23 protein-coding genes are annotated in these 24,723 nt (G+C 71.7%); 15 read left to right on the plus strand and 8 right to left on the minus strand.

The annotated features are described in order from the left end of the window. The coding region (locus AB0J39_RS19260; protein WP_363466352.1) for a hypothetical protein at positions 1–188 on the plus strand (188 nt) is incomplete at its 5' end. Positions 189–500: 312 nt separating this feature from the next. Here the strand turns inward: AB0J39_RS19260 and dprA are convergent. Genes dprA through AB0J39_RS19275 form a run of 3 tightly spaced genes read right to left on the minus strand, consistent with a single transcriptional unit; the run spans position 501 to position 3,722 of the window. Continuing rightward, positions 501–1,811, minus strand: a complete 1,311-nt coding sequence (dprA, locus tag AB0J39_RS19265; RefSeq protein ID WP_363466355.1) for a DNA-processing protein DprA — start codon at positions 1,809–1,811, stop codon at positions 501–503. After that, positions 1,811–3,367, minus strand: coding sequence for a YifB family Mg chelatase-like AAA ATPase (locus AB0J39_RS19270; protein ID WP_363466358.1), 1,557 nt, complete (start codon positions 3,365–3,367; stop codon positions 1,811–1,813). The genes dprA and AB0J39_RS19270 overlap by 1 nt, the downstream gene beginning before the upstream one ends. A gap of 1 nt (position 3,368) precedes the next feature. Beyond that, positions 3,369–3,722 carry a YraN family protein gene (locus AB0J39_RS19275; protein WP_363466360.1) on the minus strand — a complete coding sequence of 118 codons (354 nt, stop codon included), beginning with the start codon at positions 3,720–3,722 and terminating at the stop codon, positions 3,369–3,371. Positions 3,723–4,029: 307 nt separating this feature from the next. Here AB0J39_RS19275 and AB0J39_RS19280 point away from each other — a divergent pair, with 307 nt between their 5' ends. The 6 genes from AB0J39_RS19280 (at position 4,030) to AB0J39_RS19305 (ending at position 10,678) form a co-directional block, all read left to right on the plus strand. Then, positions 4,030–5,730 carry a CoA transferase gene (locus AB0J39_RS19280; RefSeq protein ID WP_363466363.1) on the plus strand — a complete coding sequence of 567 codons (1,701 nt, stop codon included), beginning with the start codon at positions 4,030–4,032 and terminating at the stop codon, positions 5,728–5,730. 419 nt (positions 5,731–6,149) lie between these two features. Then, a complete protein-coding gene (gene rpsB, locus AB0J39_RS19285) occupies positions 6,150–7,055 on the plus strand; it encodes a 30S ribosomal protein S2 (protein WP_363466365.1) in 906 nt (301 codons plus the stop codon). Between the two features lie 192 nt (positions 7,056–7,247). After that, on the plus strand, positions 7,248–8,081 hold the full coding sequence (tsf, locus tag AB0J39_RS19290; RefSeq protein ID WP_363466368.1) for a translation elongation factor Ts: 834 nt from the start codon (positions 7,248–7,250) through the stop codon (positions 8,079–8,081). Positions 8,082–8,134: 53 nt separating this feature from the next. Then, complete coding sequence (gene pyrH, locus AB0J39_RS19295; RefSeq protein ID WP_111701993.1) at positions 8,135–8,905, plus strand: UMP kinase; 771 nt, start codon at positions 8,135–8,137, stop codon at positions 8,903–8,905. A gap of 9 nt (positions 8,906–8,914) precedes the next feature. Then, positions 8,915–9,472, plus strand: coding sequence for a ribosome recycling factor (gene frr, locus AB0J39_RS19300; RefSeq protein ID WP_346229864.1), 558 nt, complete (start codon positions 8,915–8,917; stop codon positions 9,470–9,472). 105 nt (positions 9,473–9,577) lie between these two features. After that, positions 9,578–10,678, plus strand: coding sequence for a phosphatidate cytidylyltransferase (locus AB0J39_RS19305; RefSeq protein WP_363466371.1), 1,101 nt, complete (start codon positions 9,578–9,580; stop codon positions 10,676–10,678). A gap of 28 nt (positions 10,679–10,706) precedes the next feature. Here the strand turns inward: AB0J39_RS19305 and AB0J39_RS19310 are convergent, their stop codons facing one another. After that, positions 10,707–11,741, minus strand: a complete 1,035-nt coding sequence (locus AB0J39_RS19310; RefSeq protein WP_363466373.1) for a suppressor of fused domain protein — start codon at positions 11,739–11,741, stop codon at positions 10,707–10,709. Between the two features lie 104 nt (positions 11,742–11,845). Between AB0J39_RS19310 and rlmN the strand changes: the two genes are divergently transcribed. Next, positions 11,846–12,961 (plus strand): 23S rRNA (adenine(2503)-C(2))-methyltransferase RlmN, encoded by a 1,116-nt coding sequence (gene rlmN, locus AB0J39_RS19315; RefSeq protein ID WP_346229861.1) that lies wholly within the window; start codon positions 11,846–11,848, stop codon positions 12,959–12,961. Positions 12,962–12,968: 7 nt separating this feature from the next. Here rlmN and AB0J39_RS19320 read toward each other — a convergent pair whose 3' ends face one another. After that, on the minus strand, positions 12,969–13,640 hold the full coding sequence (locus tag AB0J39_RS19320; RefSeq protein ID WP_363466376.1) for a hypothetical protein: 672 nt from the start codon (positions 13,638–13,640) through the stop codon (positions 12,969–12,971). Further along, positions 13,637–14,395 carry an ATP-binding cassette domain-containing protein gene (locus AB0J39_RS19325; RefSeq protein ID WP_363466378.1) on the minus strand — a complete coding sequence of 253 codons (759 nt, stop codon included), beginning with the start codon at positions 14,393–14,395 and terminating at the stop codon, positions 13,637–13,639. The genes AB0J39_RS19320 and AB0J39_RS19325 overlap by 4 nt, the downstream gene beginning before the upstream one ends. Positions 14,396–14,517: 122 nt before the next feature. Here AB0J39_RS19325 and AB0J39_RS19330 point away from each other — a divergent pair, with 122 nt between their 5' ends. Beyond that, positions 14,518–15,360, plus strand: a complete 843-nt coding sequence (locus tag AB0J39_RS19330) for a DivIVA domain-containing protein (protein ID WP_363466381.1) — start codon at positions 14,518–14,520, stop codon at positions 15,358–15,360. Positions 15,361–15,427: 67 nt separating this feature from the next. Continuing rightward, positions 15,428–16,879 carry a M1 family metallopeptidase gene (locus AB0J39_RS19335; RefSeq protein WP_363466383.1) on the plus strand — a complete coding sequence of 484 codons (1,452 nt, stop codon included), beginning with the start codon at positions 15,428–15,430 and terminating at the stop codon, positions 16,877–16,879. Positions 16,880–16,895: 16 nt separating this feature from the next. On the opposite strand, the gene AB0J39_RS19340 is transcribed toward AB0J39_RS19335, so the two are convergent. Beyond that, the gene (locus AB0J39_RS19340) at positions 16,896–18,353 is read right to left on the minus strand and encodes a PucR family transcriptional regulator ligand-binding domain-containing protein (RefSeq protein WP_363466385.1); all 1,458 of its coding nucleotides are present in this window, start codon (positions 18,351–18,353) and stop codon (positions 16,896–16,898) included. Between the two features lie 81 nt (positions 18,354–18,434). Between AB0J39_RS19340 and AB0J39_RS19345 the strand changes: the two genes are divergently transcribed. From AB0J39_RS19345 to AB0J39_RS19355, 3 genes are all read left to right on the plus strand, one after another. Next, positions 18,435–19,283, plus strand: a complete 849-nt coding sequence (locus AB0J39_RS19345) for a nitrilase-related carbon-nitrogen hydrolase (protein ID WP_363466388.1) — start codon at positions 18,435–18,437, stop codon at positions 19,281–19,283. A gap of 44 nt (positions 19,284–19,327) precedes the next feature. Beyond that, positions 19,328–19,981: a cyclase family protein gene (locus AB0J39_RS19350; protein ID WP_363466390.1), complete on the plus strand. Its 654-nt coding sequence runs from the start codon at positions 19,328–19,330 to the stop codon at positions 19,979–19,981. A gap of 116 nt (positions 19,982–20,097) precedes the next feature. Continuing rightward, the gene (locus AB0J39_RS19355; RefSeq protein WP_363466392.1) at positions 20,098–21,279 is read left to right on the plus strand and encodes a GRAS family protein; all 1,182 of its coding nucleotides are present in this window, start codon (positions 20,098–20,100) and stop codon (positions 21,277–21,279) included. Here the strand turns inward: AB0J39_RS19355 and AB0J39_RS19360 are convergent. Further along, on the minus strand, positions 21,239–21,730 hold the full coding sequence (locus AB0J39_RS19360; RefSeq protein WP_169981911.1) for an Lrp/AsnC family transcriptional regulator: 492 nt from the start codon (positions 21,728–21,730) through the stop codon (positions 21,239–21,241). The two genes, AB0J39_RS19355 and AB0J39_RS19360, sit on opposite strands and share 41 nt — an antisense overlap. Positions 21,731–21,954: 224 nt before the next feature. On the opposite strand from AB0J39_RS19360, the gene AB0J39_RS19365 reads away from it, so the two are divergent. Further along, positions 21,955–23,388: a gamma-aminobutyraldehyde dehydrogenase gene (locus AB0J39_RS19365; protein ID WP_363466394.1), complete on the plus strand. Its 1,434-nt coding sequence runs from the start codon at positions 21,955–21,957 to the stop codon at positions 23,386–23,388. Positions 23,389–23,439: 51 nt separating this feature from the next. After that, on the plus strand, positions 23,440–24,588 hold the full coding sequence (locus tag AB0J39_RS19370) for an ABC transporter ATP-binding protein (protein WP_363466397.1): 1,149 nt from the start codon (positions 23,440–23,442) through the stop codon (positions 24,586–24,588). Positions 24,589–24,723 lie beyond the last annotated feature (135 nt).

Consider the following 24,723-nt stretch of genomic DNA (forward strand, 5'->3'; position numbering starts at 1 on the left):
TTCCCCTCGCGTACCGCTCCGATCTTCCCCTCGCGTACCGCTCCGATCTTCCCCTCGCGTACCGCTCCGATCTTCCCCTCGCGTACCGCTCCGATCTTCCCCTCGCGTACCGCTCCGATCTTCCCCTCGCGTACCGCTCGATGGGCGCGGTCGCCGCCGCCTGTGGGAGCCGCCTCGTAGCCCCGTGACTCTCGCAGCCCCGGTGACGCGGCGACGGACCGGCCGGGTCCCATTCCTTGCGGTCCTACTGCCCACGAGCGGCATGCGATGCGCATGAGCGCCAGCGCCTCCGTTCCCGTAAGCCGTTCGGGGAGGGACCACGGCCACGACCCGCATGGTATCCACCGGCCTCGTTCCCGGGCGGGCCGCTCGAGCGGTGCCGGTCGTTCGTCCTGAGGCATCGGGTCGATTCGGCGTGTGGTCGCGCAGATCGATCCCGGAGCGCTCCACGCCGCCGGTCCATTCACGAGCGCCGGCCGCTTCGGCGCGGTGCCGGCGGTTCATGCGCGTGCTTCGGGCCGCAGCCGCCACCCCCGGTCCACGTTCTCGACGAACCCCGCGGCGGCCAGGGCGCCGAGGCAGGCAAGCGTCGTTCCGATGTCCACACCGGCGGCGACGGCGATCGCGGCGGGACCCGTGGCACGCTGTGCGGGAATCGCCTCGAGCACACGCCTGGTCTCGTCGTTCAATCCGTCACGAGGCCGCACGGGCCCGCGTCGCTCCGGCGCGAGGTCGTCACCGATGGAGCCGACCAGTTCGATGATCTCCTCTGCCGTGGTGACGCAAACGGCCTTGCCCTGACGGATCAGGACGTGGCAGCCCGTGGAGACGTCCGTGGTGATGGGGCCGGGAACGGCCATCAGATGCCGATTCAGACCCCAGGCGTGGGTGGCCGTGTTGAGCGCACCGCTGCGCGCGGCCGCCTGGACGACAACGGTTCCCCGCGAAAGGGCCGCGATGACCCGGTTGCGGATGAGGAACCGCAGCCGGGTGGGGTGAGCGCCCGGCGGCCACTCACTGATCACCACGCCCCGCTCGCGCACGGCACGGAACAGGTCCTCGTGGGCGCTGGGATAACACACGTCCGTCCCGCAGGCGAGCACGGCGACCGTCGGCGTCCCGGAGGCAAGCGCGCCCCGATGCGCGGCGCCGTCGATCCCGTAGGCGCCCCCGCTGATCACGGTCCATCCACGTCCGCCGAGGCTCATGGCGAACTCGGCCGCCACGGTCGTGCCGTACGCGGTCGCGGCCCTGGCTCCGACGACGGAGACCGAGCGCAGGCAGGAGAACCGCAGGTTCGCCCGGCCGTCCACCCACAGGCCGAACGGCCGGGCGTCCCCGAGGTCGTCGAGCTGAGTGGGCCATTCGGCGTCGCCCGGGACGACGAGCCGCGCTCCTCGCCGCCTGCCCAGCGTCAGGTCGCCCGCGGGGTCCGAGTAGCGGGCCGCCCAGGCGGCGGCATGCCGGTCGAGATCGAGATGGCGCCGGGAAGCGTCGGCGCGGTCCCTCTCGTCACGCGCGAAGCCGGGATCCAGCACGCCTCGCCTCGCCTGCCGCATCGCGCCCACGGGTCCATAGCGGGCGATCAACCGGCCCATCACCGCGTCGCCCGCCTCCGCCATGCGCATGATCGCCACCCGGGCCAGTCGCTCCGTCCTGCCCTGCCCGGCCGCGTCCACGTTCCCGACCGCGTCCATGTTCCCGGCGGGGTCATCGAGGTTCCCGGCCGCGCCGGGGGTGTTCGCCGCTGCCCGGGCCAGGGCGTCACCGGTCGGCGCGTCGTCGACGGCCCGGAAATCGGTCGCTTCCATCAGTCCACTCCAAGCCACAGTGCGAGGGCCGCCGAGGTCTCGGTCTGGCCCGGACGGTCTCTGCCGGCGAGATCCGCGAGCGTCCAGGAGACGCGGAGCACGCGGTCCAGCCCGCGTGCGCTGAGCGTGCCCACGTCGAGACCCCGGTGCAGCGGGGCCATCGCGGCGTCGGGCAGGCGGAGGTCACGGTGCAACGCGGACGAGGACACTTCGGCGTTGGTGCGCCAGGGGGTGCCGGACAATCTCCTGGCGGCCCGCTCGCGCGCCAGCCTCACCCGCTCGGCCACGGTCGCGCTGGTCTCCACGAAGTGCCGGTCCGCGAGCAACTCGGCGCGGGTGGCCCGGCCGATCTTCATCTTCACGTCGACGCGATCCAGCAGCGGCCCCGAGAGCCGGTCGAGATAGCGGCGCCGGCCCGCGGGGGTGCACCTGCAGGGGTGTCCAACCTGTCCCTGCAGGCCGCAGGGACAGGGATTGGCCGCCAGGACCAGCGTGAACCGGGCGGGGAACGTGACCGCGCCGACAGCACGTGCGATCGTCACCGTCCCGGACTCGAGAGGCTGCCGCAGGGAGTCGAGCACGGTGGTCGCGAACTCCGGGGCCTCGTCGAGGAAGAGCACGCCCCGGTGCGCGAGCGACACCGCTCCGGGCCGCACGACGCCTCCGCTCCCACCGCCGACGACGGCCGCCATCGTCGCGCTGTGGTGCGGGGCCATGAACGGGGGCCGGGTGAGCAGCGGACGCCCCGCAGGCAGCGTTCCGGCCACCGAGTGAATGGCGGACACCTCCAGCGCCTTCTCCTGGTCGAGCGGCGGAAGGAGGGTCGGCAGACGCTCGGCGAGCATGGTCTTTCCGCTCCCCGGGGGGCCCAGCATCCACAGGTTGTGCCCGCCGGCCGCGCACACCTCCAGCGCCTTGCGGCCCATCGGCTGCCCGGCCACATCGCTCAGGTCCGGCCCCGGCGTGCCTTCGGCGTGCGCGATGTGCTCGGCGTCCCGCGACAGTGAGGCGGCCTCCGCCACGACCGGAAGCCGGTGCAGGTCGCCTGCCCGCAGCCAGCCCACGAGTTCGCCGAGTGTGGCGACGGGAACCACGGTGAGGTCGGGCACGAGGTCGGCCTCGGCGGCGTTGAGCGCGGGCACCACGACCGTGCGCACCCCCGCCTCGGCGGCGGCGAGCGCGGCCGGCAGCACGCCCCGGACCGGACGGACTCGCCCGTCGAGACCGAGCTCGCCGAGGAACATCGGAGCCGCGATCCGCTGCGCGGGCACGGCGCCGGCCGCGCCGAGCACCGCGATCGCGATGGCCAGATCGAAGAGCGACCCCCGCTTGGGCAGGGTGGCCGGGGACAGGCTCACCGTGACCCGCGCGTCCGGCCAGGCGAACCTGCTGTTGATCAGCGCCGACCTCACGCGGCCCCGGGCTTCGCTGATCGCGGTGTCGAGAAGCCCGATGAAATGCGTCCCGGCGACGCCGGGGCCGACGTCGGCCTCGACCTCGACGAGACGTCCGGTGACGCCCACGAGGCCGACACAGTGCGTCCGGGCGACGGGCATCTCAGACCACCCCGCGTTCGTGTCTGAGAGAGAAATCGCCGGCGAACCGCTCCAGCGCGATCACGTCGATCCGTATCGTGTCGAAGCGCTCGGTGCGTGTGGCGAGCCATCTGCCGGCCAGTGTCCGCAGGCGCAGCAGTTTCGCGCCGGTCACCGCCTCGAACGCGGTGCCGTGGCTGCGCCCGGAGCGGGTCTTCACCTCCACGATCACCAGCGCGTTGCCGTCGCGGGCGACGATGTCGATCTCGCCTTCCGCGCAGCGCCAATTGCGGTCGAGTATGTGCATGCCTTTCGCCGTCAGAAAGGTCACGGCGAGTTGTTCGCCCTGTCTGCCCAGCCGATCCTTCGCCGCCATGGGACCACCTCCGGCGCAGACGATCGCCGACGCGGCCCCCCGCCCGTGCCACCGAACCTCTTTCTGTGGACAAGCACGGTGGACAAGCGCGGCACGCCGGTCGGCGGCTGTGGACGGACGGAGAAAACCGCAGGTGGGCCGGGAGAAAGCGCTCTTGCCGTCCACAGGCGAGGCCAGGGGCGGAAGCGGGAGGGCGGCCGCGGGCAGACTGCGACCGGCATGAATACTTGCCCGGGTCCCCCTGAGGCGGGTGGCGCTCCGCCCCTCACGGAGCATGCCGCCGGGCATCGGAAGCGAGGAGACGGCAATGACCGCGAAACTGATCAGGGAACTGGGTGCGAGCGTCGGGATCGCCCTGCCCGAGGTCCGGGTCACCGGAGGGGATCCCGTGCTGCCGTCCGTGTTTCCCATCGGCACGATGGCCGCGGCCTCGGCCGGTGCCCTGACCGCCGCCGTCGCCGCTTATGCCGCGCGAACTACAGCGCGAACTACAGCGCGGACCGAGGGCAGGGGCGAGGGACAGCCCGGTGGCCGGGAAACCCTTCCCAGTAAGCACAGCGACCCGGACGTGACCATCGATGTCCGTCACGCCGCCGTGGCCTTCCAGAGCGAGCGGCATTTCCGCGCCGACGGGAAGGGCATGGACGTCTGGGCCGCGCTGTCGGGGGACTACCGCGCATCGGACGGCTGGGTGCGGCTCCACTGCAACTTCGACCATCACCGCGACGCCGCCGTACGCGCGCTCGGGCTGCCCCCGGGCTCGGGCAAGGAGGACGTCGCGAGGGCGTGTGCCGGCCGTGCGGCGGTCGACATCGAGGAAGCCGTGATTCGCGCGGGCGGCTGCGCGGCGGCGATGCGGAGCAGGGCGGAGTGGCTCGCGCATCCGCAGGCACGGGCGCTGGCCGGCCTTCCTATCGTCGGCGTCACCCGGCTGCCCGGCGGGGAGAAGGGCGGCCAGTCGCGCGGAGGCGGCACCGGCGGCAGCGAGACCGATCACGGCGGCACCGGCGACGGAACCCGCTGCGGCGAGATGGATCGCAGCGAGACCGGCCGCGGCGGAACCGACGACGGAACCGACCGCGACGGAACCGGCCACAGAGGCACCGGGGTCGGCGGGACCGGCCGCGACGGAACCTTCCGTGACGAGACCGGCCATAGCCGAACCGAGCCCCCCTCGGGGGGCCGCGTATGGGGCGGGGAGATGCCCGCGGACCCCGCCACCGGCCTTCCGCCCGGGCCGTATCGGCCCCTGAGCGGCCTACGGGTGCTCGACCTGACCCGCGTGATCGCCGGGCCGGTGGCCGCGCGGGCGCTCGCGGCCTACGGCGCGGACGTGCTGCGTGTGGGCGCGGCGCACCTTCCGGAGGTGCCGGGGCTCGTGGTGGAGACGGCGTTCGGTAAGCGGTCCTGCCACATCGATCTGCGGTCGGAGGCGGACACGCTGCGCGAGCTGGTCCGCCAGGCCGACGTTATCGTCCAGGCATACCGGCCAGGGGCCCTGCGGGCCAGGGGCTTCGGGCCGGAGGACCTCGCGGCCCTGCGGCCCGGCATCGTCTGCGTCGACATCTCCGCGTACGGCGGGTGCGGGCCGTGGGCATCGAGGAGAGGATTCGACAGCCTCGTCCAGATGGCGTGCGGGATCGCCCACGAGAACGGCGACGGCCTGCTGCCCAGCCCGCTACCCGCGCAGGCACTCGACCACGGCACCGGTTACCTGGCCGCGTTCGGCGCGGTCGCGGCGCTGCTCAGGCGGGCGGCCGAGGGCGGTTCCTGGCACGTCGAGGTATCGCTGGCGAGGACCGCGGCGTGGCTCGACGAGCTCGGCAGGGTCGACGCGGAACAGGCGCGCCAGCCCCTGGTGGACGATCTGCTGGCGACGATGGACAGCCCCTTCGGCACGCTCACCTATGTGAGGCCACCCGGCGCCGTGGACGGTGCGCGGCCCCACTGGACGAGTCCGCCACCCGGGCAGGGGGAGCACCCCGCCTCATGGGGGCCGGTCTCGTGAAGCGCAATCTCCTGCCCCCGCTCCCGTCTTTCGTCCCCGCCTCCCGTTCCTGATCTCCGCTCCCGATCGTCGGCCTCCCGATCGCCCGCCTTCTGACTCCCGGCCTCCTCAAGGGGCCCGGATGGTGCGCGAGCGGCCCGGACGGCGACTCGCGATTCGCTAGGCAGCCGCGTGACCGTCGAGGCGCGTGGTGACGGTACACGGTGCCGATCCGGCAAGGGTCAACTGAAGGAGCGGATCCGGGTAGACTGTTCGACGGCCTGCTAGGCGGGCCGAATTCGCACGCCCACTCACGAGCCGCCTTCTCGGTCCGGACCGCGTCCGGTGAAAGCGGCCCGGGGCGTCAGGGCGCGGGCAAGACGCCCGCGTGACCAACCGAGACCGTGCCCAAGGGCACACGACCATGGAGGACCATCACCATGGCCCCTGTCGTCACCATGCGACAGCTGCTGGAGAGCGGCGTTCACTTCGGCCACCAGACCCGTCGGTGGAACCCGAAGATGAAGCGCTTCATCTTCACCGAGCGCAACGGCATTTACATCATCGACCTGCAGAAGTCGCTGTCGTTCATCGACCGTGCCTACGACTTCGTGAAGGAGACCGTCGCGCACGGCGGCACCATCATGTTCATCGGCACGAAGAAGCAGGCGCAGGAGTCGATCGTCGAGCAGGCGTCGCGCGTCGGCATGCCGTACGTGAACCAGCGCTGGCTGGGCGGCATGCTCACCAACTTCTCCACCGTGCACAAGAGGCTTCAGCGGCTGAAGGAGCTCGAGGAGCTCGACTTCGACAACGTGGCCGGCTCCGGGCTCACCAAGAAGGAGCTCCTGATGCGCCGCCGCGAGAAGGAGAAGCTGGAGCGCACCCTCGGCGGTATCCGTGACATGGCCCGCGTCCCGAGCGCGGTCTGGGTCGTGGACACCAAGAAGGAGCACATCGCGATCAACGAGGCCAAGAAGCTCGGCATCCCGGTTGTCGCGATCCTGGACACCAACTGCGACCCGGACGAGGTCGACTACCCGATCCCGGGCAACGACGACGCGATCCGCGCCGTCAGCCTCCTCACTCGCGTGATCGCCGACGCCGTCGCCGACGGTCTCATGACCCGTGCGGGCGCCGGCCGCGGTGACGAGAAGCCCGCGGGCGTCGCCGCCGCCGAGCCGCTGGCCGAGTGGGAGCGCGAGCTCCTCGAGGGCGGCGAGGCCGCTCCGGCCGCCGAGGCTCCCGCTGCCGAGACCGCTGAGGCTCCGGCCGCTGAGGCTCCGGCTGCCGAGGCCGCCGAGGCTCCGGCCGCCGAGCAGCCCGCGCAGGACGAGCAGGCCTGAGGAACGACCACGGGTCCCCGTCGGGCGCGGCGCCTCTGGCCGGCCGCGACGGGCGGGGATCTCCCAGGCAGCGACCTGGTACCGGTGCGGTGGGGACACGCCCTCCGCACTGAGGGCTTCACCGGGTGGGCGCTCGGCACGGGCGCCCACCCCCCAGACGATTCATCCGGGTCCCGAAGAGGAAATTGGACAATGGCTTCCGTAAACATGGCCGACGTCAAGCGCCTTCGTGAGCTGACCGCCGCCGGCATGATGGACTGCAAGAAGGCGCTCGAGGAGTCCGAGGGCGACTTCGACAAGGCCGTTGACATCCTGCGCCTGAAGGGCGCCAAGGACGTCGGCAAGCGCGAGGCCCGCACCGCGTCGAACGGCCTGGTCGCCGTCAAGCACGAGGGCGACTCCCTCGCGGCGCTGCTGGAGCTCAACTGCGAGACCGACTTCGTCGCCAAGAACGAGCGCTTCCAGGAGCTCGCGGCCGAGATCGTCGCGCACATCGTCGCGACCAAGCCCGGCGACGTGCCGACCCTGCTCGAGTCCCAGCTGAACGGCAAGACCGTCAAGGAGCTGCTCGACGAGGCCAACGCGGCGCTCGGCGAGAAGATCGAGATTCGCCGGTTCTCGGTGCTCGAGGGTGGCTTCATCACCTCCTACATGCACAAGACCGACCCGCAGCTCCCGCCGGCCGTGGGCGTGCTCGTGCAGCTCGACACGCCGAACGCCGAGATCGCCAAGGACATCGCTCAGCACACCGCCGCCATGGCGCCGAAGTACCTGAGCCCCGCCGAGGTGCCCGCCGAGGTCGTCGAGAAGGAGCGGTCGCTGTTCGAGCAGATGACCCGCGAGGAGGGCAAGCCCGAGGCCGCCATCCCGAAGATCGTCGACGGCCGGGTCAACGGCTGGTACAAGGACTTCACCCTGCTCGAGCAGGCGTTCGTGAAGGACAACAAGAAGACGATCAAGAAGGTCGCGGAGGAGGCCGGCGTCAAGGTCCTGGCCTTCACCCGTTACAAGGTCGGCCAGGCTTAGGCTTACAGCCAGGAGCTTTTCGACCCGCGCTGACTACCGAGGAGGCCGCCGCCGTGCAGGAGAACACCAGACCCGCCACGCCGGCGGCTTCGTCGTACGACGGGCCGCTGCGCTGGAAGCGGGTGATGCTGAAGCTGTCGGGCGAGGCGTTCGCGGGCGGCGAGTCGCTCGGCATCGACCCGCGTGTCGTCGCCCAGCTGGCGGACTCGGTCGCCGAGGCGGTCCGTGAGGGCGTGCAGGTGGCGGTCGTCGTCGGCGGCGGCAACATGTTCCGCGGCGCGGCGCTGTCGCAGGGCGGCATGGACCGCGCCCGGGCCGACTACATGGGCATGCTCGGGACCGTCATCAACTGCCTCGCCCTGCAGGACTTCCTGGAGAAGCGCGGCATCGACACCCGCGTACAGACCGCGATCACGATGCAGCAGGTCGCCGAGCCGTTCCTGCCGCGCCGCGCGATCCGCCACCTGGAGAAGGGGCGCGTGGTGATCTTCGGCGCGGGCCTCGGCTCGCCGTTCTTCTCGACCGACACCTGCGCCGCGCAGCGCGCGCTGGAGATCGGCGCCGAGGCGTTGCTCAAAGGCACCCAGGTCGACGGCGTGTACGACTCGGACCCGCGCAAGAACCCCGACGCGGTCCGGTTCGACCAGCTTGAGTACGGTGAGGTGCTGACGCGGGGTCTCGGGGTCATGGACGCCACCGCGATCAGCCTGTGCATGGACAACGGCCTGCCCATCGTGGTCTTCGACCTCATGGGCGAGGGCAACATCCTCCGGGCGGTCCGTGGTGAGAAGATCGGCACGCTGGTGAGTCCGGCAGGGAAGTAGGGAGCCGCAGTGATCGACGATACCCTCCTCGAGGCCGAGGAGAAGATGGACAAGGCGGTGACGGTCGCCAAGGACGACTTCGCGAGCATCCGCACCGGCCGCGTCACGCCCTCGATGTTCAACAAAATCACCGTTGACTACTACGGGTCGCCGACGCCGATCCAGCAGCTCGCGTCGTTCCACGTCCCCGAGGCGCGCATGGTGCTCGTGCAGCCGTACGACAAGGGCTCGCTGAACGCGGTCGAGAGGGCCATCCGCGACAGCGACCTCGGCGTCAACCCCAGCAACGACGGCACCGTGATCCGCGTGGTGTTCCCCGAGTTGTCGGAGGAGCGCCGCAAGGAGTACATCAAGGTCGCCCGCAACAAGGCGGAGCACGGCCGGGTGTCGGTGCGGAACATCCGCCGGCACGCCAAGGAGATCCTCGACAAGCTCGTCAAGGACGGCGAGGCGGGCGAGGACGAGGTCCATCGCGCGGTCAAGGAGCTCGACGACCTCACCCAGAAGCACGTCGCGAAGATCGACGAGTTGCTGAAGCACAAGGAAGCCGAGCTGCTCGAGGTCTGACGACGCGGCCCGGCATCCGGGCCCGTAGGGCTTGACCGTGATCCTTGTGCCGCACCGTGACAGCGGGCGGCACAAGGATCACGCGTATATAGAGAGTGGGACGCTGTGGACGGAACTGCTGCCGCCGGCGACCGGAACCCGGCGGAGGGCCCGGCGGGCCCCTCCGGCGCCGGACACGGTCCCGAGACGGGCGGTCGCACCGGCGCCGGTCCGGGCGCCGGGCAGGCTTCCGCGTCGAACGGCCTCGCCGGTGCCGGCGCGGACCGCGGCGGCGCGCAGAGCGGGGCCGCCGGTTCCGGCCCGGGCACGGCAGCCACCCCGGCATCAACACCGGGCGGTCCCGCGGACCCGGTGGGAACCGGTGCCGCGGCCCCGCAGGGTGACGCCCCCAAGAAGGGCCGTACGGGCCGCAATCTCCCGGCCGCGGTGGGGGTCGGCGTCGTGCTCGGCGCGGCGGTCATCGGCTCGCTCTACACCGTGAAGGTCGCCTTCCTGGCCGTGGTCCTGCTGGCCGTCGGCGTCGGCATACACGAGATCGTCAAGGCGTTCGGCGGGTTCGGCATCCGGGTGCCGCTGCCGCCCCTGCTGGCCGGCATGGCGGCCATGGTGCTCGGGCCCTACTGGGGTGGCACGACCTTCCTGGTCGGCGCGTTCGGCGTGACCGTGATGGTGCTGCTGACCTGGCGCATGTTCCAGGGAGCCGAAGGCTACGTCAGGGACGCGACCGCGGCGGTGTTCGTCGCGGTCTATCCGGCGCTGCTCGCGGGCTTCGTGCCGCTGCTGCTGGCTCCCGAGGACGGGCCGGATCGTGTGATCGTCTTCGTCGCGGTCACCGTGTGCAGCGACATCGGCGGCTACTTCGCCGGGATCTTCCTCGGCAAGCACCGGATGTCTCCGCTCATCAGCCCGAAGAAGACCTGGGAGGGCTTCGCCGGGTCCACCCTCGCCTGTGTCGTGGGCGGCGCGTTACTGGTCCACTTCCTGTTGCAGGGTGAGTACTGGGAAGGCGCCGTCGTCGGCCTGGCCGGAGTGGTGTGCGCGACGCTCGGCGACCTGGTCGAGTCGGTCATCAAGCGCGACATCGGCATCAAGGACATGGGCACGCTGCTGCCGGGGCACGGCGGGGCCATGGACCGCCTCGACTCGCTGCTGTTCACGCTCGTCCCCGTGTGGCTGCTGCTCACGCTCCTGGTCCCGGTGGCCTGACGCCGGCGTCGGCGAGTCCGGTCCCGGGTCAGATCCGGCCGGTCAGCGCCAGCCGTTCGCTGATCGCCCGATGACCGTGATCGGCCACGAGGCGCAGCTCGGACTCGGTGAGCGGGAGCAACCACAGCCACCGTACGGCGTCGCCGCCAAAGACGAATCCCGACATGTCCGGCAGGCCGGGCGGGTCCGTCAGCATGAGAACCCCCTGGTGCCCGCCGTCCAAGGGGAACGTGACCGGGTTCTGGAACCAGCGGGCCGTGTGCCCGTGCCCCAGCCACGTCACCGACCGCCATGGATACTGCCCGAGCCAGGCGAACAGCCGTGCGGCGACCCTCGGATCCTGCCTGGTCGCCAGCGCGAGTTCCACCCGGCACGCCGTGTCGTACATCTCCGCGGCGGGCATCCGCTGGCAGCTCATGCCCACGGTGGACAGGACCGTGTAGTCCCGGGTGAACGTGGGCGGCCGCTCGCTGACCCCCACCATGGGGAAGCGGTCGCCGCCGACGTCCCAGTAGCGGCCCGGCGGACCGAGCCTGCTGTCGAGGTGGCCGAGCACGAACTGCTGGAAGGTGGCCCAGCTGCCCTCCGCCTGCCGCCACTGCCAGTACGCGCGGGCCTTGGCCACCCGGGGGGACAGGCCCTCCAGCGCCTCGCCGAGCGGCCAGGCGAACGGCGACTCCCCGACGGCGTCCCGCGCGTATCCGGGCATGCCGCGCTCCAGGTCGGCCCATGCCGGAATGACCGCCAGGAGCGTGTCGTTCTCGTACAGGGCGACGCCGTCGCCCTCCTCGAACCACAGCACCGACAGCGACTCCGCGTCGAGGGGCGGCCGGCCGGAGGGATGCGCGGTGTGCGCCTCGGGCATCACCGGCGGCAGCCCGGCGTCTGCCCGGGCGAGATCGGCCTCGGCGGGCGCGGGGACGTGGTTGGCCAGCCAGACCGCTCCGTGGACGATCCCCTTCGCGTCGCGAAGGTAAGCTACGGAGGAGGTCCGGTCGGCTTCGATCGTCAGTGTGCGGCTCCCGTAGGGGTTGGGGCTGGTGAGCACGACAGTGGTGTCCACACCTCACCTCTCGTACGCCTCCGGGATTCGACCGCCAGACAGAATGTAAAGCCGCGTGCGCCAGTCGTTAAGACCATGGCGGCGGGAGATGGAAAGGGTTTTGCGTGAGCGAGCAGCCGAAGACCGGGCAGCTGACCTTCGTGGCGCCCCGCCGGGCAAAGCCGCAGCGCCACCTGGCCGACCTGACCATGGCCGAACGCAGGGCGGCGGTGGCGGAGCTGGGGGAGAAGCCGTTCCGCGCCGACCAGCTCTCCCGTCACTACTTCACCCGGCTCACCGGCTCTCCGGAGCAGATGACCGACCTGCCGGGCGCGCTGCGCGAGCGGCTGGTCGAGCAGCTCATGCCGCCGCTGCTGACGTCCGTACGCGAGATCACCTGTGACGGCGGCATGACGCGCAAGACGCTGTGGAAGCTGTTCGACGGCTCGCTGGTCGAGTCGGTCCTGATGCGCTACCCCGACCGCGTCACGATGTGCGTCTCCTCCCAGGCCGGGTGCGGCATGAACTGCCCGTTCTGCGCGACCGGCCAGGCCGGGCTCACCCGCAACATGTCCACCGCCGAGATCGTCGAGCAGGTCGTCGCGGGTGCCCGGGCGCTGGCGCGCGGCGAGGTCCCGGGCGGGCCGGGACGGGTGACCAACGTGGTCTTCATGGGCATGGGCGAGCCGATGGCCAATTACAAGGCCGTCATCGGCGCCGTACGCCGCCTGGTCGACCCGGCGCCGGAGGGCCTCGGCATCTCGGCGCGCGGGGTCACGGTCTCGACGGTCGGCCTGGTGCCGGCGATCGGCAAGCTCGCCGACGAGGGCCTGCCGGTGACGCTCGCCGTCTCCCTGCACGCGCCGGACGACGAGCTCAGGGACACGCTCGTGCCCATCAACACGCGGTGGAAGGTCGCCGAGGTGCTCGACGCGGCGTGGGACTACGCGGCCAGGACCAAGCGGCGCGTGTCCATCGAGTACGCCCTGATCAAGGACATCAACGACCAGGAGTGGCGGGCCGACCTGCTCGGCCGCCTGCTCAAGAACAAGCTCGTGCACGTCAACCTGATCCCGCTCAACCCCACGCCCGGCTCCAAGTGGACCGCCTCCCGCCCCGAGGACGAGCGGGCGTTCGTACGCCGCCTGGAGTCCCACGGCGTCGCCGTCACCGTACGGGACACCCGGGGACGGGAGATCGACGGGGCGTGCGGGCAGCTCGCCGCCGCGCCCCAGCCCTGATCCCGGTTCAGGGCCGGGTCCGGCGCAGCCACGCGTAGGCCGTCAGGCCGATCGCGGGCCACAGCAGCGACTGCACCGTGAGAAGAGGCAGGGTCGCCTGCAGTTCGCCGTGGTGGGCGTCGCGCATCCAGCCCATGACCGGCACGGTGAGCCAGCGGCCCCCGGCCAGGCTGATCACCAGCATCGACAGGTAGCCGAGGATCAGGGCGATGGTGGAGACGGCGGGGGAGGGCAGGATCGGGCGGCTGGTCAGCGCCCCGAGTGTGAGCCCCGCCACCGCCGACAGCAGGTGCAGCCACACCCCGGCCAGGAGCACGGTGAGCGTGGGAGAGGCGGCGAGGCGGGTGAGCAGCGCGGCCTCGGCGACCGCGGCCAGGACGAGCAGCGACGAGAACGCCGCCAGCAGTCCGCTCACCAGTTCTCTCGGCCCAAGCGCGGACAGGGCGACGCTGCGCTGCTCGTCGGGTTCGGTGTCGAGCAGGCCGCGCGCGGCCCAGGCGAGCACCGGTACGAGCATGGCCGCCGAGTCCGCGGTGGCGGCGATCTCCTGACCGGCGGGGACGGCGGTCGCGTAGAGGATCGCCAGCAGTGCCAGCAGCCCGATGAGAGGCTGCAGAGCCCGGTGGGAGGCGACGTAGCCGGCGACGCGGAAGCGCGCCAGCGCGATCACGGATGTCATCCGGCGGCCTCCCCGGCGACGCGGGACGTGGTGCGCCCCGAAACATGGACCGTGCAGCCCTCGGCACGCAGACGCCGGGCCAGGTCGTCCGCCCGCGACGCGGCCACCGCCACCTCCAGCACGGTCAGGGCCGGCTCGCCGGTCTCCTCGACCGGCTCGAGTTCCCGTACGGCGCGGTCGCGGACCTCACAGCGGCGCAGGCCGGGAAAGGCGCGCAGATCGCCCTGGTGGTCGCTCACCACCACGATCCCGCCGCGCGCGCGGATCTCCCCGATGATCGTGGGGAGTTCGGCCCGGGTGGCGGCGTCGAGCCCGGCGAAGGGTTCGTCGAGCACGAGCAACCCCGGTTCGGCGAGCAGCGCCTGCGCGAGGCCCACTTTGTGCGCGCTGCCCTTGGACAGGTCGGGCAGGCGCTGCCCGAGCAGGTGGTCCATGCCGAGCCGCTCGCTCCACCGGCCGATCGCGTCCGGGCTCACCCTCCGGACCGCCGCCATGTGCCGCAGGTAGGACGCCACGGTGAACGGCTGGTCCGCGGGGAACCGCTCGGGGGCGTATCCGACGACGCGGGGACGATCCTGGACGCTTCCGCGTACGGGCCTGAGCAGCCCGGCGACGAGCCGCAGCAGGGTCGACTTGCCGGTGCCGTTGGGCCCGGTGACCTCGACCACGTCTTCCGGATCGAGGACGAGACCGGCGTCCCGCAGGACCCACGGGGCTCGCCGTCCGTACCGGAAGGAGAGACTGGCGATCCGCATAGTTTCTGGAGCTTATCGGGATGTTCCTCCAGGCGTACCGACATCGGGCGATCTTTGGGTCTCGCCTTTCTGTTGGGACTCCCGTCAAAATGGTCGGGCATGAGCGATGGGCCGGAGGTCTGGTGAACCGCTTTCCCCGCGTCATGGCCGTGCGCCTGGGCTATGACCCCCAACAGGTCGACGACTTCGTGCGCCGGATCGAGTCGACGCTCGGGCGCGGCCCGGCCGACGGGCCGCCGGTGACGGCCGACGAGATCAGGAACGCGCGGTTCGCCGTCAAACTCGGCGGTTACAACGAGACGGCGGTGGACTTCGCGCTCGACGCGTTCATCGTGGCGGTCGAGGCCAGGGCCGGTCAGGGCGACGATTCGCGGGCGCGGCCCGCGGCCACGAACCCCGCCACCCCGAGCCCGGCCGCCGCAGAGCCCGCCGCCACAGAGCCCGCCGCCACAGGGTCCGCGGCCACGAAGCCCGCCACCCCGGGGCCCGGCGTCGCGGAACGCGCCGCCACGGGGCCCGCCGCCCTGGAGACCGCCGTGACACAGCCCCTCGTCGCGGCGCCGGCCGCCCGGGCCACGGCGCGCCGTACGGGGGACGGGGCGCGCGCGGGGTCGGACACGGCCCCAGCGAGCGCCCCAGCGAGCGCCCCCGCGAACGCCGCCGGGAAGCCGGGCACGCCACCACCGGAGCCGGGCACGGCGTCCTGGCTGGAGGCACAGGCGGTCCGGGTCGAACGCGTCGCCTTCCACCCCGGACGGCTCGGGATGGGCTACCGGGAGGAGGAGGTCGACGCGTTCCTCGACCGGGTGGTGGCGACGCTACGCGGGACGACGGCCGAGCCGCTGACGGCGGAGCAGGTCAGGAAGGCGACGTTCGCCACCGTCGTGTTCCGGCCCGGCTACGCGATCCGCGAGGTGGACGGCTTCCTGGCCGAGATGGCGAGCGTGCTGGAACGCCGCCCCTGACCCGATCTGCCCCCCTAAAAGCGCATAAATTCCAATTTTCGTGGAGCTATACCCCACGATGGGGATCATGCTTCGCAGATCATCCCCCTGGCCGGGGCTCCTCGCCGCCGGTCTCACGGCGGTCATGCCTCTGACGGTCATCCCTCTGGCGGCCGTGCCGGCGGCCCGGGCGAGCACCGGCTCCGCCGCCTACACCCCCGGCTCCGCCGCCTACACCCCCGGCTCGGCCGGTCTCGGCGACCCGTACTTCCCCCTCGCGGGCAACGGCGGCTACGACGTCGCCCACTACGTGATCCGGCTGCGGTTCACCCCGGAGACCCGCCGCCTCAGCGCCACGACGACGATCACGGCGACGGCGACCAAGAACCTGTCCCGGTTCGACCTCGACTTCTCCGGGCCGGCGATCAGCGAGGTCGAGGTGAACGGCCGGCGGGCGTCGTACGTCCGGAAGGGCCAGGAGCTCGTCGTCACCCCCCGGCACGGGCTGCCGGCGGGGAAGAAGTTCACGGTCGAGGTGTCCTACGCCGGCCGGCCGAAGGCGATCAAGAACAGGGCGCTCGGCGTCGCCGGCTGGATCGACACCGAGGACGGAGCCGTCGCGCTGGCCGAGCCGGACGGCGCCCGCAGCTGGTTTCCGGCCAACGACCACCCGCGTGACAAGGCCACCTTCACCTTCGAGGTCACCGCGCCCGAGGGGCTGACGGTCCTGGCCAACGGCGAGCCGGACAACTCCGGCGTCGCCGGCCCGCGTGACGGCTACCGGACCTCGAAGTGGACGATGCGCCACCCCATGGCGCCGTACCTCGCCATGGTCGCGATCGGGAAGTTCACGGTCACCCGGGGCACCGTCGGGGGCAGGCCCAACATCACGGCGTACGACCCCTCGCTGGCCAAGGAGTTCAAGCACCTGCACAGCACCACGGCCAAGGCGATCAGGTGGGAGTCGAAGCTCTTCGGCGACTACCCGTTCTCCTCCACCGGCGGCATCGCCGACCGGCTCGACGTCGACTACGCGCTGGAGACGCAGGGCAGGCCGGTGTACGACAAGGTCATGTCGGACGAGCTCGTGATCGTGCACGAACTGGCCCACCAGTGGTTCGGCGACAGCGTCGGCCTGCGCAGCTGGAAGGACATCTGGCTGAACGAGGGCTTCGCGTCGTACACCGAGTGGCTGTACCGGGAGCAGCACGGCGGCCCCTCCGCCGAGCGGACCTTCGCCGAGCACTACAAGCACAGGGCCGGCAGTGACTTCTGGAAGCTCAAGACCGGCGACCCGGGCCACGACGGCATGTTCGACTGGAACGCGATCTACGTGCGCGGCGCCATGACCGTGCACGCGCTGCGCAAGGAGATAGGCGACAAGACGTTCTTCACGCTGCTGCGCACGTGGGCCAGACAGAACCGGCACTCCACGGTCACCACGAAGGACCTCCTCGCCCTGGCGGAGCGGTTGTCCGGCCGGGACCTGGACGACCTGTTCGACGCGTGGCTGTACCGGGCGGCCAAGCCGAAGCTGTGACCCGCCCGGGCATCGACTAGAGCCCGCCGAGCTGGGCCGCCGCCCGGATGGCCAGCCACACCTCGGCGAAGTCGCCGGTCGCCGACAGGTCGCGCCCGGTCAGCGCGCCGAAGCGGCGCAACCGGTACGACAGCGTGTTGGGATGCACGTGCAGGGCCCGCGCGGCGTCGTCGACGCGGCGGTCGCGCTCCATCCACGTGCGGACCGACGTGATCAGCTCCGACCCGTGTTCGGCGTCGTACCGCAGGACGTCGCCGAGCACGTGCTCGACCAGGGCGGCCAGCACGCCCACGTCGTCCGGCAGCCACCGGCCCGTGGTGTCCTCGCCGTAGGCGACCAGCGGCCGGCCCGCCTCGGCGGCGCGGGAGGCCGCCCACAGGGCCTCCCGCTGAGCGACGCGCAGCGACGACCCGGGCGCGACGGGCCGGCTGACGCCGGCCGCGATGCCGGGCACCGCCTCCAGCTCGGCGGTGGCGACGGCCGCCGCCGTCAGCACGTACAGGTCCCGATGGCGGCGGAGCATGAGGTGCGGATGTTCGGCGAGGGCCCGGACCACGGCGTCGTCGGCGGCGTCGCGCACCACGAGCAGCACGACGTCGCGGTCCGGCGGCAGGCCCATCAGGTCGAGCCTGCGCCGGGCGGTCTCCGGGTCGAGCACGTCCTGCAGCAGCTCGGCCAGCGTCTCCGCCCCCTGGCGGCGCAGCGTCTCGCGCTCGCTGCGCACCATCGCCACCCGCAGGGCGGCGACGGTCGCGATGTGCTGGACCACGGCGAGCCCGGCCGGGCGGGCGCCCGCCCGCTCGAAGGCGACCAGGAACCCGGCCGGCCCGCCGGGCGCGGGCACCGGGAGCGCGAAGCCGCCGGGGATCGTCGGCGGCGCGTCCGCCGAGGCGGGCAGCCGTACGGACGGCGGGGGCGCCGGCACGCCCGGCAGCAGTGGGCGGCCCTGCGGCGTGCTCAGGAAGATCTCGTAGCCCGACAGGCGCTCGAGCCGCCGGAACAGCCCCGCCGTGTCCAGCCCCTCGGACGCGAGCCAGCGCAGCGCGCCGAACACCTGCAGCTGGGCCCCCAGCCGCTGCCGGGCGTCCTCCTGCACCGCCGCCGCGACCTCCTGGGCGATCGCGATGAACGGCACGGCCAGCGGCACCTCCAGCACGGGGAACCCGCGCTCCTCGGCGGTGTCGAGGAAGGCCCGGCGCAGCGGGGGGACGTGCAGCCCCGCGCTGACCGCGAGCGCCGCCACCCCCGCGTCGTCGAGCCGTTCCAGGTACGCCCGCTGGGCGGCGGCGGCGCGGGGGACGCCGATGCCCGTCGTCATGATGACCTCGGCCCCGAGCAGCCAGGGCGTGGGGTCCTCCAGCTCGCTCACGTGGGCCCAGGAGACCGACCTGCCGAGGCCGCGCTCGCCCGCCAGTACCCGAAGCTGCAACGCGGGAGAGCGCAGCAGGTCCTCCACGGTGTTGTGCCCGTCCACACTGGTCAGCCTATTTCCCGTGATATCCCTAGTTGTCCTGATTGGAGGGTGGGCGCGCCGAACCATGATCTGGAGGAACGCATGACGACGGCGGACGATGGCGCGGCGGTGACGCGGGTCGCGGTCGCGCAGGTCCCGCTGCGGGTGGGCGACCCGGAGGCGAACCGTGCCGCCGCCGAAGCGGCGATCGTGGAGGCGGCCGAGGCCGGGGCCCGGCTGGTGGTGCTGCCCGAGCTCGTCAACAGCGGCTACGTCTTCTCGGGCGCCGAGGAGGCCGGGAGCCTCGCCGAGCCGGCCGACGGCCCGACCGTCACCGCCTGGACCCGCCTGGCCCGGGCCCACGACCTGGTGATCGTGGGCGGATTCTGCGAGCTGGCCGACGGCGTCCTGCGCAACAGCCAGGTCATGGTCGACGCCACCGGGACCAGGGCCGTCTACCGCAAGGCCCATCTGTGGCACGACGAGCAGGACGTGTTCACGCCCGGCGACGCGCCGGCTCCCGTCGTGGACACGGCGGTCGGCCGGATCGGGATGATGGTCTGCTACGACCTGGAGTTCCCCGAATGGGTGCGGTCCGTGGGCCTCGCCGGGGCCGACCTCCTCGCCGTCTCCACCAACTGGCCCGCCTCGCCCGTTCCCGCCGGGGAGCGCCCGGTGCTGGTCGCGTACGCCCAGATCGCCGCCGCGGCCAACCGCATGTTCGTCGCCGTGGCCGACCGGTGCGCGGCCGAGCGCGGCGTGGACTGGGTGCGCGGGACGTCGCTGATCGGCCCGAACGGATACCCCCTGGCGGGCCCCGTGCTCAGGGACGGGCCGGCCGTGCTGGTCGCCGGCTGCGACCTGGCCCACGCCAGGAACAAGGCCACCGGCCCGCGCAACGACGTCCACCGCGACCGGCGGACCGATCTCTACTCGTGGCCTACGATCTGATCGGCCCGCCCGCGCCCGGGAGGCCTGACGCCAGGGGAGAAGCCGTGATCGTCGACCTGTCGGTGCCCGTCGTGAGCGGCATGCCCGTCTATCCCGGAGACCCCGAGGTCGAGATCGCGCCCGCCCTCACCGTGGCGGCCGAGGGCGTCAACGTCCTCGGCCTGCACCTCGGGTCGCAGTCCGGCACCCACGTGGACGCGCCGTTCCACATCGACGACACGCTGCCGACGCTGGACGACGTGCCGCTGGAGCGGTTCCTCGGTCCCGCGGCCGTCCTCGACGTCCGCGGCCTGCCGCCGCGCTCGCCGGTCACCCCCGGGACGCTGGAGGCCGTGTCGGGACGGCTGCGACCGGGAACCGTCCTGCTCGTCGCGACCGGCTGGGACGAGCACTGGGGGACGCCGGACTACCACGCCCACCCGTACCTGGCCGAGGAGACCGCCCGCCTGATCGTCGCCGCGGGGGTGCGTACCGTCGGCATCGACGCCCTCAGCGTCGACCCGACGCCGGCTCCGGCCGACCTGCCGGCGCACCGGGCCCTGTGCGGGGCGCACGCGGTGATCGCCGAGAACCTGCGCAATCTGGGGCCCCTGCTGGAGGCCCAGGCCGCCGGCCGCCGGGTGGAGGTCTCTCTGCTCCCGCTGCGCCTGACCGGGGCCGACGGCGCGCCCGTACGCGCCGTCGCCAGGATCGGCTGAGTGCCTGTCCACTGCCCCCGATGAAGTCGCCGCTTACTGGAGATCCGCAGCGGCGCGGCCGTCCCGAAGGATGAGGGGCGTCAGAGGATACGACACAGACCGGTACGGGGGTCAGGGTGAACGCTGCGATCGAGACAGCGGTGGGGGCACGGGCGGAAACGGCCGGCGCGCGGGCACGCGCGCTGCTCTTCGAGGCGGCGGTGGCCGCCGAGGACGGCCGGGAGCGCGATGCGCGGGCCCTGCTCGCGGAGGCGCGCGCCGGGATCGACCCGGACGCCGACCCCCGGGACATGCTGCCCATGTACTACCTGGCGGGCCTGTCCGGCCGGTTGGAGGGGGAGGAGAGCGCCAATCTCTACCTACGCCGGTACCGGCGGCCGCAGATCGACCTGTTCTACCTCCTCACGCGGCACCTTCCGTTCGTCCGCGCCGGACGCCTCGCCAACGCGTACCTGCTCGGCCATCTGGGCGAGCACGCGACCGCCACCCTGCTGTCGATCGGCATCGGGCAGGGCCGGCAGGAGAGCGCGCTGCTGGCGGAGGCGGCGGCACGGAACCTGCCGCTGCGCCACCTGGTGGTCGTCGGGGTGGACCCGGCCGCCCCCGCCCTGGCCGACGCGGAGATCAACCTGCTGCGCGCGGGCGCGGAGCACGGGATCGAGGTCACCTTCCACGCGGTGCCGCGCGCCACGGAGGCGCTCGACGACGCCGACTGGAGACTGATAGGGGAGTCTCCCGGCCCGCTGCTCGCGGTGGCCTCCTTCGCCCTGCACCACATGCTGAACCCGCGTCCCGGGCACGACGCGCGCGATGTCTTCCTGCGGCGGCTGCGCGCCCTGGAACCCGCGGCCGTCGCGCTGTGCGAGCCCGGCTCGGACCATCACCAGGTGGGCTTGGCCGAGCGGTTCGTCAACTCCTGGCGGATGTTCGGCACGCTCTTCGAGGCCATCGACGGCCTGCCGCTCGCCCGCGCCGAGCAGGACGCGATGAAGAGCTTCTTCGGCAGGGAGATCCTGGACATCGTGGGCGCGGTGGACGACAGCGGCCGCTACGAACGGCACGAGACCACCGCCACCTGGCTGCGGCGCCTGCGGCGCTGCGGATACACGCCCACGGTGCCCGCGGTCACCGACGATCTCGCGGGGGTGCTGACGGCGCCGCCGGACTTCACCCTCGGCGTGGAGCGCGACCACGTCCGGCTCGGCTACCGGGACGTGCCCCTGCTCGCCGTGATGACGGCCGTGCCGGGCGCCGTCGTCAGTGCGTCCCCCACGAGTACGTCTGCTTGTGCAGCTTGAGGTAGACGAACGTCTCGGTCGCCCGCACGCTGGAGATCGCCCGGATCTTGCCGAGGATCTCCAGCAGGTGGGTGTCGCCCTCGCAGACCACCTCGACCATGATGTCGACCGACCCGGCCGTCAGCACCACGTAGTCGATCTCGGGGATCTGCGCCAGCTCGTCGGCGACCCGCTCGAGATCGCCCTCGCACTTGATGCCGATCATGGCCTGACGAGGGAAGCCCAGGGTCAGCGGGTCGGTGACGGCGACGATCTGCATGACGCCGAGGTCGAGCAGGCGCTGCACCCGCTGACGCACCGCCGCCTCCGACAGCCCCACCGCCTTGCCGATGGCGGCGTACGGCTTTCGCCCGTCCATCTGAAGCTGCTCGATGATCTGCTTGGAGATCTCGTCGAGCACCACCGGCCCACCCTTAGCGGCAGCCGCGCGAGCCTTGGGGGGAGTCGTCATCCTCGGGGGGTGTCCTCTCTTGGCGGGCTTCGGCCGCCGTAGCGACCTGGTGTTACAGCACCGTTCTTGACATGTTGCGATCGTGATCCGACATGTTGTCAGCTGAGTCGCTCGTGTCAAGCGATTCCGTAGCAATTTGGTATCTTAGCGACGAAATCCCTTGTCTGTGGCTCTTTGCTCTGCCAGAGTCGCGACAACTCAGCCACCTCAACAGGAGGTCAACGGTGACCACCCGTCTCCAGAACTTCGTGAACGGGAAGTTCGTCGACGCCGCGAGCGGCCGTTTCTCCGACGTCGTAGACCCTACGACGGGCGAGGTCTACGCCCAGGCGCCGGTGTCGGGTCAGGAGGACGTCGACGCCGCCTACGCCGCCGCGACGGCCGCATTCGAGACGTGGGGCCAGACGACGCCGGGCGAGCGCGCGGCGCTGCTGCTCAAGGTCGCCGACGCTATCGAGGCCCGCGCGGACGAGATCAACGAGGCCGAGTGCCGTAACACCGGCAAGCCCCGCGCCCGCATGGCCGAGGACGAGACCCCGGTCGCCGCCGACCACTTCCGGTTCTTCGCCGGTGCGGCCCGCACCCTGGAGGGCCCCACCGCCGGTGAGTTCCTCGCCGACCACACCTCGATGATCCGGCACGAGCCGATCGGGGTCATCGGCCAGGTCACGCCGTGGAACTACCCGATGATGATGGCGGTGTGGAAGATCGCCCCCGCTCTCGCCGCCGGCAACACGATCGTGCTCAAGCCGTCCGACACCACCCCGGTCTCCACGCTGAAGCTGGCCGAGATCCTCGGTGACGTCCTGCCGGCCGGTGTCTTCAACGTGGTCACCGGCGACCGGGAGACCGGCGCCCTGGTCGTCGGGCACGCCGACGCCGACATGGTCGCGATCACCGGCTCGGTGGGGGCCGGCATGGCCGTCGCCAGGACCGCCGCCGACGACCTCAAGCGGGTCCACCTGGAGCTGGGCGGCAAGGCCCCGGTCGTGGTCTTCGAGGACGTCAAGGACATCAAGGCCGTCGCCGAGGAGATCGCCGGGGCGGGCCTCTACAACGCCGGCCAGGACTGCACCGCCGCCTGCCGCGTGCTCGTGCAGGAGAGCATCCACGACGAGTTCGCCGCGGCGCTGGCCGAGGCCGCCGCCGCCACCAAGCTGGGCGGTCTCGACGAGGAGGACGCCTACTTCGGGCCGCTGAACAACGCCAACCAGCTCGCCCGGGTCGAGGGCTTCTTCGAGCGGCTCCCCGAGCACGCGAAGGTCCTCACCGGCGGCACCCGCGTCGGCGACAAGGGCTACTTCTTCGCCCCGACCGTCGTGGACGGGCTGAAGCAGGACGACGAGATGGTGCAGGACGAGATCTTCGGTCCCGTCATGACCGTCCAGACGTTCACCGACGAGGCCGACGCGCTGGCCAAGGCCAACGGCGTCCGCTACGGCCTGTCCAGCTCGGTGTGGACCACCGACCACGGCCGCGCGATGCGGATGTCCAAGCGGCTCGACTTCGGCATCGTCTGGGTCAACACCCACATCCCGTTCGTGTCCGAGATGCCGCACGGCGGCTTCAAGCACTCGGGCTACGGCAAGGACCTGTCCGTCTTCGGCCTCCACGACTACACCCGCGTCAAGCACGTCATGCACTACATCGGCGAATAGGTGCCACCGGCTCCGGCCGGACACCTATCGAAAAAGAGGGATAAGCCTGGAATGACAGAGATCCAGGCGGGCCCGGGGGCAGCCGTCGCGGCTGCCCCCGTATCAGGAGACGTGCCCGCCATCGAACTCGACAACGTGGTGAAGGAGTACGTCTCGCACGGCGAGGTCGTACGAGCGGTCAAGGGCGTGAGCCTCGCCATCGCGGAGGGGGAGTTCTTCTCCCTCCTCGGCCCCTCAGGCTGCGGCAAGACCACCAGCATGCGAATGATCGCCGGGTTCGAGGACCCCACCCAGGGGGTCGTCAGGCTCCACGGGGAGGACGTCACGAACGTCCCGCCGAACAAGCGTGACATCAACATGGTGTTCCAGTCCTACGCGCTGTTCCCGCACATGAACGTCTGGGACAACGTCGCGTTCGGGCTCAAGCGCAAGAAGGTCCCCGACGCGGAGATCAAGCGCCGCGTCGGGGAGATCCTGGAGGTCGTGGACCTGGTCGGTCGCGAGAAGCGCCGGCCGAAGGAGATGTCGGGAGGCCAGCAGCAGCGCGTCGCGCTCGCCCGCGCACTGGTCAACCGGCCCCGCGCGCTCCTGCTCGACGAGCCGCTCGGCGCGCTCGACCTCAAGCTCCGCCAGGCCATGCAGATCGAGCTCAAGCGCATCCAGCGGGAGGTCGGGATCACGTTCGTCTACGTGACGCACGACCAGAGCGAGGCGCTGACGATGAGCGACCGCATCGCGGTCATGAACGACGGCCTCGTGGAACAGCTCGCCGACCCTCGCGAGATCTACGAGCGGCCCGCCAGCAAGTTCGTGGCCGGGTTCATCGGCACCTCCAACCTGCTGAGCGGAACGGTGCGACAGGTCAGCGGTGACACCGCCGTGCTCGCCCTCGGTCAGAGCGACCGGATCCTCATCCCCGCGGACGGCTCGCTCACGGCGGGCCAGACCGTCGATCTCACGGTCCGGCCGGAGAAGATCAAGATTGCGAAGGTCCAGCCCGAGGGCGACCTCAGCGTCGTGCGGGGGACCGTGGCCGAGGTCGTCTACCTCGGCACCTCCAACAGCTACGTCGTGGTGCTCGGCGACGGCGCCGAGATCACGGTGTTCGAGCAGAACGCGAACGACAGCACGATCACCGCCGAGCGGGGCGACTCGGTCTGGCTCTCCTGGCAGCCCTGGCACTCCTACGCCCTGCGGTAACACCCCGAACCCCCGCGGTAACAGAACCCGGAGCACCAAACCCCAATGAATCACCCATACAGGCAGGACCCCGCCTTCCTCCGTGGCATGACCCAGCGCCGGCTCGGCAGGCGCGACGCCTTCCGGCTCGCGGTC

This window comes from Microbispora sp. NPDC049633 (genome assembly GCF_040675265.1).
Classification (GTDB): domain Bacteria; phylum Actinomycetota; class Actinomycetes; order Streptosporangiales; family Streptosporangiaceae; genus Microbispora; species Microbispora maris.